Origin of the sequence: Jatrophihabitans sp., assembly GCF_051960575.1 — a bacterium.
In the GTDB taxonomy this organism is placed as follows: Bacteria; Actinomycetota; Actinomycetes; order Mycobacteriales; family Jatrophihabitantaceae; genus JBQCEE01.
The window spans coordinates 26,600-41,592 of record NZ_JBQCEE010000121.1; the positions used below are offsets into that span (position 1 = coordinate 26,600).

General features: G+C 71.4%; 9 protein-coding genes. 4 read left to right on the forward strand and 5 right to left on the reverse strand.

Annotated features, from left to right (window positions below; all coding sequences use genetic code 11):
* Positions 1–6: 6 nt before the first annotated feature.
* Entirely contained in the window at positions 7–1,419 is a 1,413-nt protein-coding gene (locus tag ACTHMS_RS06590) for a glucose-6-phosphate dehydrogenase (RefSeq protein ID WP_440305870.1), read from the reverse strand.
* Between the two features lie 44 nt (positions 1,420–1,463).
* Between ACTHMS_RS06590 and ACTHMS_RS06595 the strand changes: the two genes are divergently transcribed.
* Positions 1,464–2,333 carry an aldo/keto reductase gene (locus ACTHMS_RS06595; RefSeq protein WP_440305871.1) on the forward strand — a complete coding sequence of 290 codons (870 nt, stop codon included), beginning with the start codon at positions 1,464–1,466 and terminating at the stop codon, positions 2,331–2,333.
* Positions 2,334–2,345: 12 nt separating this feature from the next.
* Here the strand turns inward: ACTHMS_RS06595 and ACTHMS_RS06600 are convergent, their stop codons facing one another.
* Positions 2,346–2,795, reverse strand: a complete 450-nt coding sequence (locus ACTHMS_RS06600; RefSeq protein WP_440305872.1) for a PGPGW domain-containing protein — start codon at positions 2,793–2,795, stop codon at positions 2,346–2,348.
* A gap of 54 nt (positions 2,796–2,849) precedes the next feature.
* On the reverse strand, positions 2,850–4,271 hold the full coding sequence (locus tag ACTHMS_RS06605; protein WP_440305873.1) for an NADP-dependent succinic semialdehyde dehydrogenase: 1,422 nt from the start codon (positions 4,269–4,271) through the stop codon (positions 2,850–2,852).
* A 176-nt stretch (positions 4,272–4,447) separates the two neighbouring features.
* On the opposite strand from ACTHMS_RS06605, the gene ACTHMS_RS06610 reads away from it, so the two are divergent.
* Complete coding sequence (locus tag ACTHMS_RS06610) at positions 4,448–7,792, forward strand: S8 family peptidase (RefSeq protein WP_440305874.1); 3,345 nt, start codon at positions 4,448–4,450, stop codon at positions 7,790–7,792.
* A 99-nt stretch (positions 7,793–7,891) separates the two neighbouring features.
* Here ACTHMS_RS06610 and nrfD read toward each other — a convergent pair whose 3' ends face one another.
* Both nrfD and ACTHMS_RS06620 read right to left on the reverse strand, forming a co-directional pair.
* Complete coding sequence (gene nrfD, locus ACTHMS_RS06615) at positions 7,892–9,016, reverse strand: NrfD/PsrC family molybdoenzyme membrane anchor subunit (protein WP_440305875.1); 1,125 nt, start codon at positions 9,014–9,016, stop codon at positions 7,892–7,894.
* The gene (locus ACTHMS_RS06620; RefSeq protein WP_440305876.1) at positions 9,013–10,020 is read right to left on the reverse strand and encodes a 4Fe-4S dicluster domain-containing protein; all 1,008 of its coding nucleotides are present in this window, start codon (positions 10,018–10,020) and stop codon (positions 9,013–9,015) included. The genes nrfD and ACTHMS_RS06620 overlap by 4 nt, the downstream gene beginning before the upstream one ends.
* On the opposite strand from ACTHMS_RS06620, the gene fdh reads away from it, so the two are divergent.
* Both fdh and ACTHMS_RS06630 read left to right on the forward strand, forming a co-directional pair.
* The gene (gene fdh / locus ACTHMS_RS06625; protein WP_440305877.1) at positions 10,019–13,372 is read left to right on the forward strand and encodes a formate dehydrogenase; all 3,354 of its coding nucleotides are present in this window, start codon (positions 10,019–10,021) and stop codon (positions 13,370–13,372) included. The two genes, ACTHMS_RS06620 and fdh, sit on opposite strands and share 2 nt — an antisense overlap.
* Positions 13,373–13,477: 105 nt before the next feature.
* Complete coding sequence (locus ACTHMS_RS06630; protein WP_440305878.1) at positions 13,478–14,893, forward strand: calcium-binding protein; 1,416 nt, start codon at positions 13,478–13,480, stop codon at positions 14,891–14,893.
* Positions 14,894–14,993: the final 100 nt, after the last annotated feature.

A 14,993-nucleotide genomic window follows, 5' to 3' on the forward strand; every position in this document is an offset into this window, starting at 1 on the left:
GCGAGCTCAGACCCAGCCGACCGGCCCGGCGAGGCGGTCGGCCTCCGCCGGCCCCATCGACCCGGGCGCGTACGGCACCGGGGTGGGCGGTCCCTGCTGCAGCGGTGCGAACGCGTCCCACGCCTTGGCCAGGCCCGCGCTCGTCGTGAACAGCGACCGGTCGCCCACGACCACGTCGTGGATCAGCGACACGTAGGGCGGCAGCGGCGAGCCGCCGGGCACGTCGTCGAGCGCGAGGGCGGCGCGTCCGGGCGCGAGCTCGAGCGTCGGCCCCGGCTGCTTGACGACGACGCCGACGCCGAGGGCGCCACTGCCGGACAGCGACAGCGTCACGACGTTCCCGTGCTCGGGCAGCGACTCGACCGGGCCGTCCGGCTGCCGCAGCACCAGGCTCACGGTCTGCGCGCTCTTGGCCATGCGCTTGCCGGTGCGCAGCAGGAACGGCACCCCGCGCCACCGGTCGGAGTCGACCCAGAGCCGGGCCGCGACGAAGGTCTCGCGCTGCGAGTCGTCGGCGACGCCGTCGAGGTCGCGGTAACCCTCGAACTGGCCGCAGACGACGTCCTTCGCCGGGTCGAGCGGCCGGAAGCAGGCGAGCACCGCCTCGCGGGCCTGCTGCAGGTCGGCCGGTTCGAGGCTGGCGGGCGGCTCCATCGCCACCTCGGCCGCGACCTGGAACAAGTGCGTGACGACCATGTCGAGCGCCGCACCGGTGTGGTCGTAGAAGTCAGCCCGGTCGGCGACGTCCAGTTCCTCGGGAACGTCGATCTGTACCTCGGCGACGTGCTCGTTGCTCCACACCTGTTGGAACAACCGGTTCGCCAGGCGCAGCACGTGCTGGTCTTGGGGGCCCTCCTTGCCCTGGATGTGGTCGTTGCGGAAGACCTGGTCCTCGTCGAGCACCGAGTGCACGAGGTCGTCGAGCTCGCGGAACGACTCGGGCGACGTGCCGAACGGCTTCTCGTAGACGACGCGCGCGCCCTTGCTCAACCCGTGTTGAGCCAAACCCTCGGTGAGCGGGCCGAACGCCGACGGGGGCACCGCGAAGTAGTGCACGTACTGCACGTCGTCACCGAGGTCGTCCTTCGCCTCGGCGATCACGTCGAGCAGGCTGCCGGGGTCGTCGCTGCTGAAGCCGCCGCCGGCGAAGCGCAGCCGTTCGCGGAACGCGTCCCAGTGCTCGTCGGACGGGTTGTCCTTCAGCGGCCCGAACTCGGTGAGGGCGTCGTGGACGCGTCCGGCGAAGTCCTCGTGCGAGACGTCGCCGCGGCCGTTGCCGACCAGCCGCCACTGCTCGGGCAGCAGGTCACGCCGGGCGAGTTCGTAGAACGCGGGCAGCACCATGCGCTTGGCGAGGTCGCCGGTGGCGCCGTAGACGACGAAGACGGTGGGCGGGAGGCTGCGTTCGGCGTCGGTCACGAGCACAGGTATGCCCGGTGCCCGCCGTGGGTAACGTGGATGACGTGACCACCACCGACACACCCATCGCCCACGCTTCCGGAACCTTCAGCATCGGCGGGCGCTCCGTGCACCGGCTCGGTTTCGGCGCCATGCGCCTGACCGGCAAGGGCATCTGGGGTGAGCCGGCCGACCGCGACGAGTGCATCCGCGTCGTGCGCCGCGCCGTCGAGCTCGGCGTCGACTTCATCGACACCGCCGACTCGTACGGCCCCGAGGTGAGCGAGCAGATCCTGCGCGAGGCGCTGCACCCCTACCCCGAGCAGGTGCTCATCGCGACGAAGGCCGGCCTCACCCGCCACGGCCCCGACATCTGGCGTCCGGTCGGCCGCCCCGAGTACCTGCGCCAGCAGTGCGAGCTCTCGCTGCGGCGTCTCGGCGTCGAGCGCATCGACCTGTTCCAGCTGCACCGCATCGACCCCAAGGTGCCGGCGGCCGAGCAGTTCGGCCTGCTCAAGGAGTTGCAGGACGAGGGCAAGGTCGCCGCGGTCGGGCTGTCCGAGGTGAGCGTCGACGAGATCGAGCAGGCGCGGGGCGTCGTCGAGATCGCGACGGTGCAGAACCTCTACAACCTGAGCAACCGGCAGAGCGAAGCTGTGCTCGAGCACTGCGAGGCGAACGGCATCGGTTTCATCCCGTGGTTCCCGATCGCCGCCGGCGACCTGGCCAAGCCGGGTGGCCCGGTCGACGAGATCGTGCACGCCACCGGTGCCACGCCCTCGCAGGTCGCACTCGCCTGGCTGCTCGCGCGGTCGCCGGTGATGCTGCCGATCCCCGGCACGTCGAGCGTCGCCCACCTCGAGGAGAACGTCGGCGGAGCGCAGGTGACGCTCACCGACGAGCAGGTGCAGCAGCTGACGGCCGCGAAGGGCTGACCCGGCCGCACCTCACGGTGTGGGGTCGTGGGCCTTGATGTCGCGGAAGTTGCGATAGCTGTAGACGAGCAGCACGAGGGCCACGCCCCCCGACACCATCAGCGAGACACCGGCGCCCCAACCGCCGACGAGCCACCACTTGTCGTCGGCGGGCCACCATCCCGGCGCGTCCGGGCGCACGCACCACAGCACGCCGAGCCCGAGCAGCACGAGCACGCCCAGTGCAGACACCGCGATGCGCGGCGGCGACGCGACGTTGTCGGCGGCTGCCTCGAGCGCCCGCTTCTTGAGCGGTTCGAGCCGACGCTCGGCCCAGGTGTACTGCTGCGAGAGCAGCGCGAGCCCCGCCACGATGAGGAGCAGGCCCGGGCCGGGCAGCACCAGCGCGGCCATGCCACCGAGCACGAGCAGCCAGCCGAGGATCTCGAGCAGGATGCGGCGCACGGCCCGTGTCGTGCTCATGCGCCCATCCTGCCGCTGCCTCCTGTGTGCCGTCCATGCGCGCGAGGCGGCCCGCTACTCGGTCTTCGCCTCCGTGTCGCCGTCGCCCTGCTTCGCCGAGTCGGCGCCCACCCAGACCGACTTGATGTTCATGAACTCGCGCATGCCCAGCTCGGTCAGCTCGCGCCCGTAGCCGCTGGTCTTGACGCCGCCGAAGGGCAGCTCGGGGTAGCTGGTGGTCATGCCGTTGACGAAGACCATGCCGGCCTCGACGTCGCGCACGAAGCGCCGCCGCTCGTCCTCGTCGTCGGTCCAGATGTTCGAGCCGAGCCCGAACTCGCTGTCGTTGGCCAGCTCGATCGCGGCGTCGAGGTCGGGGACGCGGAACAGTGACGCGACCGGGCCGAAGACCTCCTCGCGCCACATGCGCATCTCGGGTGTGAGGTCGGCGACGAGCGTCGGCGGGTAGTACCAGCCCGGACGGTCGGGCCGGGCGCCGCCGGTGACGATCCGCGCGCCCTTGTCGACGGCGTCCTGCACGAGCTCCTCGACGTCCTCACGTCCCGACTCGGTGGCCAGTGGGCCGACCTTGGTCTGCTCGTCCATCGGGTCGCCGACGGTCAGGGCCTCGAGCTTGGCCGCGAACAGCCGCTCGAACTCGTCCGCGACGGCCTCGTGCACGATGAAGCGCTTCGCCGCGATGCAGCTCTGGCCGTTGTTCTGGCACCGTGCGGTGGCGGCGACCTCGGCCGCCTTGTCCAGGTCGGCCGACGGCATGACGACGAACGGGTCACTGCCGCCGAGTTCGAGCACCGTCTTCTTCAGCACGTCACCGGCGATCGACGCGACCGACTGGCCCGCCGGCCCGCTGCCGGTCAGGGTGGCCGCCGCGACGCGCCGGTCGCGCAGCACGCGCTCGACCTCGGCCGAGCCGATCAGCAGGGTCTGGAACACGTCGTCGGGGAAGCCCGCGCGCTGGAACAGCTCCTCCATGTACAGCGCGGTCTGCGGCACGTTGCTCGCGTGCTTCAGCAGCCCGACGTTGCCGGCCATGAGCGCGGGCGCTGCGAACCGCATGGCCTGCCAGAGCGGGAAGTTCCACGGCATGATCGCCAGGACGACACCGATCGGCTGGTACGTGACGTAGGCCTGCTCCGCGCCGACGGCCTTCGCGTCCGCCGCCGTCGGCTCGAGCATCGCCGGACCGTGGTCGGCGAAGTACCGCAGCGCCTTCGCGCACTTGGCCGCCTCGGCCTTCGCCGCGGCGAGGGTCTTGCCCATCTCGAGGGTCATGAGCGCGGCGATGCGGTCGTTGTCGGCGTCGAGCACGTCGGCCGCGGCACGCAGCCAGCCGACCCGCTCGTCGACCGACGTGAGCCGGTACCGACGGAAGGCCGTCGCGGCACGCTCGAGGCGCGCCTCGACCTCGTCGTGCGAGAGCGCGTCGAAGGACTTCACCAGCTCGCCGGTGGCCGGGTTGATGGTGGCGATGGGCATGCGCGTCCTTCCGTCGGGTTGCTCTTCCACCTTCCCCCATGCCGGCCCGCGTCCGCCACCGGCCGTGCGACGCACTGGGGCGCGAAGATCAACTGAGGTACTTGTGCTGAATGCGGCTTCCGAGCAGAGTCAGCCCGGCTGACCCCAGCAACCCGTACCCAGCTAGGAGCTGTTGCATGCCCCTGCCCAGACCAACGGTCGCATCGATCATCGCGGCCGCCGTCACTGCCGGAGCGGCGGTCGCGACACCCGCGGCCGCCGAGGCAGCACCCACCACACCGATGACGGCGCCCACCGGGGGCGCCGTCATCGTGTTGCTGCGCGACCAGCACAGCGACCTCCCGCTCGCCGGGCCCCACTCGGCCCGGCCGGCCGCCGTTGCCGCCGACCAGGCGAGCGTCGCGAGGGAGGCGACCGCGCTCGGTGCCACGAAGGTGCACGGCTTCCGCCTCATCAACGCGTTCTCCGCGTCGCTGACGTCGTCGCAGATCTCGTCGCTGAGCAAGGACCCGAAGGTCGCGGCGATCGTCCCCGACCTGCCGATCCCGGCACCGCGCACCGCCACCACCACCAACCGGACCGCGACGCCGTCGAGCAAGGTTTCCGTCGGCGCCTGCACGTCCGACCCGAGGAAGCCGCTGCTCGAGCCGGAGGCCTTGCAGCTCACCAACGACGCGTCGAACGACCGTCGGGCCCCGGCCGCCACGAAGATCGTGACCGGCGCCGGCGTCAAGGTCGCGTTCATGGCCGACGGCATCGACCCGAACAACCCGGACTTCATCCGGGCGAACGGTCGGCACGTCTTCGTCGACTACCAGGACTTCACCGGCGAGGGCAGGAACGCGCCGTCCGGCGCGGCCGAGGCCTTCGGTGACGCCAGTTCCATCGCCGCGCAGGGACGGAAGGTCTACGACCTCCACAACTACGGCAACAACCCGACGCTGCCCTCCGGCTGCACCATCCGCGTCCGCGGCATGGCGCCGGGCGCGTCGCTCGTGGGTCTCAAGGTCTTCGGCAACGCCCCGACCGCACCGACCTCCCACTTCATCGACGCGATCGACTACGCCGTGCGGGTGCAGCGGGTCGACGTGCTGAACGAGTCCTTCGGCGGCAACCCGTACCCGGACAACGGCAACGACCCCATCACCCTCGCCGACCGGATGGCCGTCGCAGCCGGTGTCACCGTCGTGGCCAGCACCGGCGACGCGGGCGTGACCGGCACGGTCGGCTCGCCGGCGACCGACCCCTCGGTGATAGGTGTTGCGGCGACGACGAGCTACCGCATCTACTCGCAGCTGGGCTACGGCGGCGCCAACTTCTCGAAGGGACGCTGGATCAGCGACAACATCTCCGGGATCAGCTCCGGTGGTGTCGCACAGAACGGCCGCGTGCCCGACCTGGCCGCCCCGGGCGACGACGGGTGGGCGCTCTGCAGCACGAACACCGCCGTCTACGCCGAGTGCCTGGACAACGCCGGCAACCCGTCGAACCTGTTGCAGTTCGGCGGTACCAGCCAGTCGTCGCCGCTGACTGCGGGTGCCGCGGCGCTGGTGATCCAGGCCTACCGGCAGACGCACCGTGGCGCGACCCCCTCGCCGGCCCTGGTCAAGCAGCTGCTGACGAGCACCGCCACCGACCTCGGGCACCCGGCGCAGGAACAGGGCGCGGGCTTGCTCAACGCCCTGGCCGCCGTCAATGCGGCACGGAGCATCCCCACCCGGCAGGGTCACCCGGCACGGGTGCAGGGCGCGAACCTGGTGCTCAGCCGCAACCAGCTGGCGCTGGTCGACAACCCGAACACGCGACGCTCGACCACCGTGCAGGTGCGCAACCTCAGCGGCCGGACGGAGATCGTGACACCGACCCTGCGCTCCCTGACCCGCGAGCGGGTGACCGTGAGCGGCAAACTGCCGATCAACACCGACACGTCGAAGTACTTCGTCGACTCGTTCGGCATCCAGCGTGCCTACGTCGCCAAGCCGTTCATGGTGGGCCGGGGGCACGATCGCCTCGTGGTCCGCGCCGCTGCGCCGGCAGCACCCGACGGCGTCCTCCGCACGATCCTGATCGACCCGCGCGGGCGACTCGCGTACTACACGGTGCCGCAGGGCGCGTCCAACTACGCGCTGGCCGAGGTGCGGCAGCCGATCGCCGGGCGCTGGACGGCGTACTTCGCCATGGGACGGTCGGCCGCCTTCCACGGCTACGTCACCTACAGCGTCGCCACCCAGGAGTTCGTCACGACGCGGGCGGTCAGCCCGAGCAGCGCCCGCATCGCACCGGGTGCGGTGGCCGCCTTCCGCATCACGACCCGCACGCCGGCCGGTCCCGGCGACGTCGTCGACTCGGTGCAGTTCGCGACGAACCACGGGCGGATCGCGTCGATGCCGCTCGTGCTGCGCTCGGTCGTGCCCGGTCGCCCGACGACCTTCACCGGCACGATCACCGGCGGCAACGGGCGACAGCTGCTGCCCGCGCAGGCGAACAGCTACTACCTCACCGTGCCCGCGCACGAGCCGGCGCTGAACGTCGACCTGCGCTTCGGCGACGACAAGACGCTCGTCGTCGGCGTGCTGGTCGGCCCGAACGGCCAGGTCGCCTCGTACAAGACCAACGGCAACGCCTTCGACTCGCGCGGGTTCAACCTGTTCGCGCGTGCGCCGCAGGCGGGCCGGTGGGTGCTCACCCTAGCCGTGGCGAACCCGGTGAGCGGAACGCTGCTCTCGTACCCGTTCAGCGCCAAGATCGGGTACAGCGCGGTCTCGGTGCAGGCCTCGCTGCCGAAGTCCGTGGCGACGACGCTGGCGTCCGGGCACGCGGTGCGCATCCCGGTGCGGATCACGAACACGACGCGCAACTCGCTCGACCTGTTCGCCGATCCACGCCTGACCAGGACGGGGAACATCCCGCTGCCGCAGCTCGGCGACGGGTCGACGTCGTTCGGGCTGCCTGCGTCGTCGGACGTCGCGCCGCAGTGGTTGGTGCCGACCGAGGTCGATCGGGCGGACTTCACCATCCGCGCGTCGACGCCGGTCAACTGGGACGTGTTCTTCACCAGTGGCGAGCCGGAGCTCTACGCCGGCAGCGTCGGTGACGGGCACGGCGGCTACGTCGTCGACGCGCGGGCGCAGGCCCGCTCGGTCTCGGCCGGCTTCTGGTCCGGCGACGTCGGCGAGCCCGGCCCGTTCGCCACGACGGCGAAGTCGGGGACGGCGACGGTCTCGGCGGTCGCGCACGGCCAGCTCTTCGACCGTGCGGTGACGACGTCCACCAAGGACTTCTGGCGGGACGGCCCGACGGTCGTCGACTCGAAGACCGGCGCCTACAAGTCCGGCGTCGCGCCGCTGAACCTGCTGCCGGGTGAGACCGGCAGGGTCGTCGTCACGGTGATACCGAACGGCGCGGTCGGGTCGAAGGTGCGCGGCACCGTCTACCTCGGCAGCTACGACGGCACCTTCGGTGGATCGGGCGACGAGCTCGCGGCGCTGCCCTACGCCTACACGGTGGGGGCTGCGTCCTGACCGCCTGACCCGTCGAGCAGGCCGACGCCCGCCGTACCTCGGTACGGCGGGCGTCGTGCTGTGCGGTCCGGCCGGGCGACCTGCGTCCGGGGCGGGGGGTCAGGCAACCGTCGACTCGGGCGCGGCATCCGTCTCGGGCGCTGCCTGCACGGCGTCCGTGCCACGGCGGGCGACGCGCTCGGCCTGCGGGACGATCGTGTACTTGGGGTCGCGGGTCGACTCCTGGCCCGCCTCGAAGATGCCGAAGCGGGTGAACGCCGAGGCCGCGAGCAGGGCGGCGCCGGCGAGACGCGCCGTCCACGGTCGTCCTTTCGAGGCGGCGGCCGCCGCCGCGCCGACGACGCTGCAGGCCTTGGCGAGCTTGATCATCGTGCCCGCCTTGCCGGTGTGCAGCGTCTCGGCCGGCAGGCCCATCCGCCGCTCCATCAGCGTCTCGGCGGTGAGCTCGAGCGCGGCGCCCGCGAGCGCGAGCCGACGCGCCGGGCCGGTCTGCGCAACAGGTGTTGTGAGCAGCGCGAGGCCGCCGGACGCAACCGAGGCCGACCCGACGAAGACGAACGGCAGCTCGCGGTAGCCCTCGTGCCAGGCCGGTGTCGCGGTGTCGGCGATGAGCACGGCTGTGTAGGACGCGACGGCGGGGCCGAGCAGCGCGGCGCCGAGGCCCGATGGGCGCGCGAGTGCGTGCACGAGCGGCCGGAACGGCCGCGGCACGAGCGGCGTCAGTTCGGCGACGGCGGCGATCCCTGCGAGCGGGCCGAAGCCGGAGAGGATCCACGTGCCGACCGACATCGGCGACGTCGGCTTCGCGACACGCAGCATGTTGACGAACCGCTCGGGACGGCCGAGGTCGTGCACGAGCGCGCCGAACGAGACGGTGATGGCGCCGAGCGCGCCGAGGCGGGCGTTGCGCCGCAGTGCGGGCAGCCCGGCGAGGTCGGCGCCCGCGCCGAGCAGCGCCGAGCCGCCCGCGACGCCGCCGAGGAACAGGTAGGCCGGGATGTCGGCACCCCACGGCGCGGCCTTCAACACCGGGCGCCCGTAGTAGCTGGTGAACTGCGCGTCCGGCACCATCGGCTGCTCGCCGCGGCGGCCTCGACCACCGCGCCGACCTCCGCGTCGCCCGCCCTGGCCGACGTGCGTGGCGCGGGCGGAGCCGAAGTTCTGCTCGCCCTCACGGCCGGTGCCGTCCTGCGCCGGCTGGTAGCCGCCGGGCAGGGTGCTCATCGCTTGCCGCCGAGGAACGCGGCGACGGCGCCGGCCAGCATGGTGACGGCGGCGATCCCCGCCTTCTTCCACATGTCCGGTAGGTCGCGGGTGGTGACGACCGGGTCGGGCGGCAGGCCGTAGACCTGCGGCTCGTCGAGCAGCAGGAACATCGCGCCCGCGCCGCCGATGCCGTCGTTCGGGTCGTGGCCGTAGAGCCGCGCCTCCCCCACCCCGGACGCGTGCAGGTCGGCCAGTCGCTTCGCCGCACGCTCGCGCAACTCGTCCACGGGGCCGAACTGGATCGACTCGGTCGGGCAGGTCTGCGCGCACGCCGGGGTCATGCCGGCGCCGAGGCGGTCGTAGCAGAGCGTGCACTTCTGCGCGATGCCCGAGTTCTTCACCGTGCGGTCGCCCTCACGCCGGTCGATGACGCCGAACGGGCAGGCGGGCACGCAGTAGCCGCAGCCGTTGCAGATGTCGTCCTGCACGACCACGGTGCCGAACTCGGTGCGGAACAGCGAGCCGGTCGGGCAGACGTCGAGGCAGGCGGCGTGCGTGCAGTGCTTGCAGACGTCGCTCTCCATCAACCAGCGGAACTCGGTGCGCGAGCCGGCGCCGTCCGGGATGCCCGCCGACCCGGCGAGGGCGAGCGCGTCGACATCCGTGCCGAGCTTGCCCCTGTCACCGGTCAGCAGCGTGTCCGCGGCGCGGTTCACGACCGGGGCGCCACTCGCGCCGGTCGGCAGCAGCTCGAAGCCGGGCTCCTGCTCGGCGAGCCGGCGGGGCTGCTCGATGAACGCCACGTGCCGCCACGTGCTCGCGCCGAGCGCGCCGGTGTTGTCGTAGCTCGAGCCGAGCAGGTTGAACCCGTCGTCCGGGACGCCGTTCCACTCCTTGCACGCCACCTCGCACGCCTTGCAACCGATGCAGACGGAGGTGTCGGTGAAGAAGCCCATGCGTGGCCGCTCCGGCCAACCGGCGTCCTGCGCGACCTGTGGTTCCGGACCGGAGAGCAAACCCATGCGCTCTTCCTACCCCGCTTGTTTCATTTCGCAACGAGGGGGGAAGATCGGGCTCGTGAGCATCAGTCCGCTGCAGTGGCCCGTGGTGCGCCAGCTGACCGGACCGGACCGGCTCGGACGCGGCAAGGCCGTCCGCTCGCCGAAGCAGTGGGACCCGCGCACGGAGACCGCCGACCGCGTCGTCGGCAGCGTCTGCCCGTTCTGCGCGGTCGGCTGCGGCCAGCGGATCTTCGTCAAGGACGAGCAGGTCGTCCAGGTCGAGGGCGACCCCGACTCGCCGATCAGCCGCGGCCGGCTGTGCCCCAAGGGCGCGTCCACGCTGCAGCTCACCACCGGCTCGAACCGCGAGAAGAAGATCCGCTACCGGCGCCCGCACGGCACCGAGTGGGAGGACCTCGATCTCGACACCGCCATGGACATGATCGCCGACCGGGTGATCGGGAGCCGCCGCGCGTTCTGGCAGGACGAGGTGGACGGCGCGCGGGTCAACCGCACCATGGGCATCGCCAGTCTCGGAGGAGCGACCCTCGACAACGAGGAGAACTACCTCATGAAGAAGCTGTACACGGCGATGGGTGCGATCCAGATCGAGAACCAGGCCCGTATTTGACACAGCTCCACCGTTCCCGGTCTGGGAACTTCGTTCGGACGTGGCGGCGCCACCTCCTTCCAGCAGGACCTGCAGAACTCCGATTGCATCGTGATCGAGGGTTCGAACATGGCCGAGTGCCATCCGGTCGGGTTCCAATGGGTGATGGAGGCGAAGGCCCGCGGCGCGACGATCATCCACGTCGACCCACGGTTCACGCGCACGTCGGCGGTCGCGGACATCCACGTCCCGATCCGCGCCGGCGCTGACATCGCCTTCCTCGGCGCGCTGATCAACCACGTGCTGCAGGGCGGTCACGAGTTCCGTGACTACGTCGTCGCGTACACCAACGCGGCCTCGATCCTGCGCGAGGACTTCCAGGACACCGAGGACCTCGCCGGCGTCTTCTCCGGCTGGGACCCCGAGAGCCACCACTACGACAGCGAGACCTGGCAGTACGAGGGCACCGAGGCGGCCGCGGCCGCCGGGCACCGCGACACCCAGTACCAGGACCGTGCCGGTGAGAGCAGCGCCGGCGGCAACACGTCCGGCGAGCAGCACGAGAGCCAGGCGGCCGACGACTCGCAACGCTCGCACAGCTACGGCAGCGGCGGCGCGACGATCGGTGGCCAGCCGAAGCGGGACGACACCCTGCAGCACCCTCGGTGCGTCTTCCAGGTGCTGAAGCGGCACTTCGCGCGCTACACGCCGGAGATGGTGCAGGAGGTCTGCGGCATCCCGCCGGAGCTGTTCGCCAAGGTCGCCGACGCGCTGGTGCAGAACTCGGGCCGCGACCGCACGACCGCGTTCTGCTACGCCGTCGGTTGGACGCACCACACGGTCGGCGTGCAGTACATCCGGACGGCGGCGATCCTGCAGACGCTGCTGGGCAACATGGGGCGTCCCGGCGGCGGCATCATGGCGCTGCGCGGCCACGCGTCGATCCAGGGCTCGACCGACATCCCGACGCTGTTCAACATCCTGCCGGGCTACATCCCGATGCCCCACGCGCACCAGCACCAGACGCTCGACGACTTCGTGTCCGCCGACGCCGGGAAGAAGGGCTTCTGGGGCAACATGCGCGCCTACACGGTGAGCCTGTTGAAGGCCTACTGGGGGGACGCGGCGACGGCCGAGAACGACTACTGCTTCGACTACATGCCGCGGATCACGGGCGACCACTCGACGCACGCGACGGTCATGCAGCAGATGGACCGCGGCGGTGGCGGATACTTCATCGTCGGCGAGAACCCGACGGTCGGGTCGCCGAACGCGAAGATGCAGCGGCTCGGGCTGTCCAACACCGACTGGGTGGTGATCCGCGACTTCTCGCTGATCGAGTCCGCCACGTGGTGGAAGGACGGGCCGGAGATCGAGACCGGCGAGCAGCGCACCGAGGACATCGCGACCGAGGTGTTCTTCATGCCGGCGGCCGCACACACCGAGAAGAGCGGCACGTTCACCAACACACAACGCCTGTTGCAGTGGCACCACCAGGCAGTCGAGCCCGACGGCGACACCCGCAGCGACCTGTGGTTCTACTACCACCTCGGCCGGATCATCCGCGAGAAGCTCAAGGACTCGACCGACCCGCGCGACCGGCCGATCCTGGACCTCGCGTGGGACTACCCGACCGAGGGGCCGCTCGACGAGCCGAGCGCCGAGGCCGTGCTGCAGGAGATCAGCGGGTACGCGTCCGACGGCTCACCGCTGTCGGGCTACACCGAGCTGAAGGACGACGGCTCGACGACGTGCGGCTGCTGGATCTACAGCGGCTGCTACGCCGACGGCGTCAACCAGACCGCGCGCCGCAAGCCCGGCAAGGAGCAGTCATGGGTCGCGCCCGAATGGGGTTGGGCCTGGCCGGCGAACCGCCGCATCCTCTACAACCGCGCGTCCGCAGACCCTGACGGCAAGCCGTGGAGCGAGCGGAAGGCCTACGTCTGGTGGGACGAGTCGGAGGGCAAGTGGGTCGGCCACGACGTCCCTGACTTCGAGGCGACCAAGCGCCCCGACTACGTGCCGCCCGACGGCGCGAAGGCACAGGACGCGATCGGCGGCGCCGATCCGTTCATCATGCAGACCGACGGCAAGGCGTGGCTGTACGTGCCGACCGGGCTGATGGACGGCCCGATGCCGACGCACTACGAGCCGCACGAGTCGCCGGTGTCGAACGCGTTGTACCCGTCGCAGCGGTCGAACCCCGGGCGCGAGCAGTTCCCGCGCAAGGACAACGCCTACGCGCCGCCGGACAACCACGGCGCATACCCGTACGTCTTCACCAGCTACCGGCTGACCGAGCACCACACCGCCGGTGGCATGAGCCGGTGGGTGCCGTACCTGTCCGAACTGCAGCCGGAGAGGTTCTGCGAGATCAGCCCCGAGCTGGCGCGCGAGCGCAAGCTCGAGCATCTCGGCTGGGCGACGATCGTGACGCCACGGACGGCGATCGAGGCGCGGGTGATCGTCACCGACCGCATGGTGCCGCTGACGATCGGCGGCCAGGTCGTGCACCAGATCGGGCTGCCGTACCACTGGGGCCCGAACGGCTACGTCACGGGTGACGCGGCGAACGAGCTGTTCCCGCTCGTGCTCGACCCGAACGTGCACATCCAGGAGACGAAGGCCGCGGTGTGCGACATCGTCCCCGGACGCCGCCCGCGCGGGCCCGAGCTGCTGACGTTCGTCGACGCCTACCGGCGCCGCGGCGACGTGGTGGACGAGGGCGAGCCGACGGTGGAGCCGCAGGGCAAGGGCGGCTGAGCACGAGGGCAGGTCGGGCAATCCCCCGTTCGTAGGGGTGTCGTCGCCGCACCACCTACGTCTGGCGGATGGTCGGGCACGGCGGCCGCCAGCAGGCTCGTCGCCATGACCTTCATCGATGCGCGCACCGCTGCGCGCCACCATCGGAACCCCCGCACGCGGCGACGCTCGCTGCCTGCGGCCCTGCTCACCGTGTCCGTGCTCGTGCTGCCGGGGACCTTCGCGGTCGCGTCCGCCGACGCCGCGTCCGTGCCACGCTGTCTGGGTCACCGCGCGACCATCGTCGGCACGTCGCGCGCCGACCACATCCACGGCACCGCCGGCAACGACGTGATCGTCGCCCTCGGCGGTGACGACACCATCTACGGCGACGGCGGCAACGACATCATCTGCGGCGGTCCCGGCAACGACGTGCTCGACGGCGGGCGCGGCAACGACCGGCTCTCCGGCGACGCCGGCAACGACATCCTCGACGGCGATGCCGGCAGCGACCGCCTCTTCGGCGGCGCCGGCCGCGACCACCTCGACTCGGGTGTCGGCGCCGACGGCGCGCTGCACGGCGGCCCCGGTGCCGACGTGATCGTCGTCCGCGAGACCCGCGCCTTCGCGTTCGGCGACGGCGGCAACGACCGCCTCTCGACCTCCGCCGCCGGCACGGAGCTCGACGGCGACGCCGGCAACGACGTCCTCACCGCGTCGGTGCGCGCGGTGCTGGCGGGCGACGACGGCGACGACCGTATCACCGGCTCGCCGTTCAACGACCTCATCAGCGGCGGGGCGGGCAACGACCGCATCGACGCCCGCGGGGGCAACGACAACGTCGAGGGCGACGACGGCAACGACGTCATGGACGGCGGCGCGGGCAACGACTGGCTCGACGGTGGCGCCGGCATCGACCATTGCTACGGCGAGGGCGGGTCCGATCAGTGCAACGGCGGTGCACCCGGTACGTACGCCAACACCCCGAGCGATCCCGATATCTGCGAGGCCGAGGTGATGGTCTCGTGTCATGAGACCGACCTGCCGGCCGGATGGCGGGCGACGCTGCGCGGCACCTCCACCTCCCGGGACGGTTACGGCACGGTCGAGACGACCGAGTGGACGATGGCGACCACGCTGCACCTCGAGGCGCACGACAACGGCATCGTCGTCTACACCGACGACATCGCGGCACGCAGCGGCCAGTGGTCGACGAAGGGCTCGTACCCGACCGCCAATGGCGGCTCCTGCACCGTCGAGGCCAGCGGCTCGATGACCGACCGGGACCTCGACCTCATCGCGCACTTCCTGCCGGGGCCGCACACCTACGGCCTCGACTGGGGCGGCCTCGGCGCCATCGAGGACACCGCGACGTGCGGCAGCGAGGTCGTGCGGCACGTGACCCGCGTCGACGCGGGCGAGCAGTTCGACGGTGAGCGCATCGTGCGTGACACGTCCGGCACCATCACGGGCAAGCGGACGTTCACCGACGACAACGGGTGCACCGAGGTCTACAGCTACAGCCTCGCCCCGCTCGACTGAGGCAGCGTCCAACGTCCAGAGGTCGCCGTCGGGGGGGGGGGCCCCGGGGGGGGTAAGTTGCCCGCGCCGGCCACCCCCCCGCACCCGCCCGCCGGGGGGC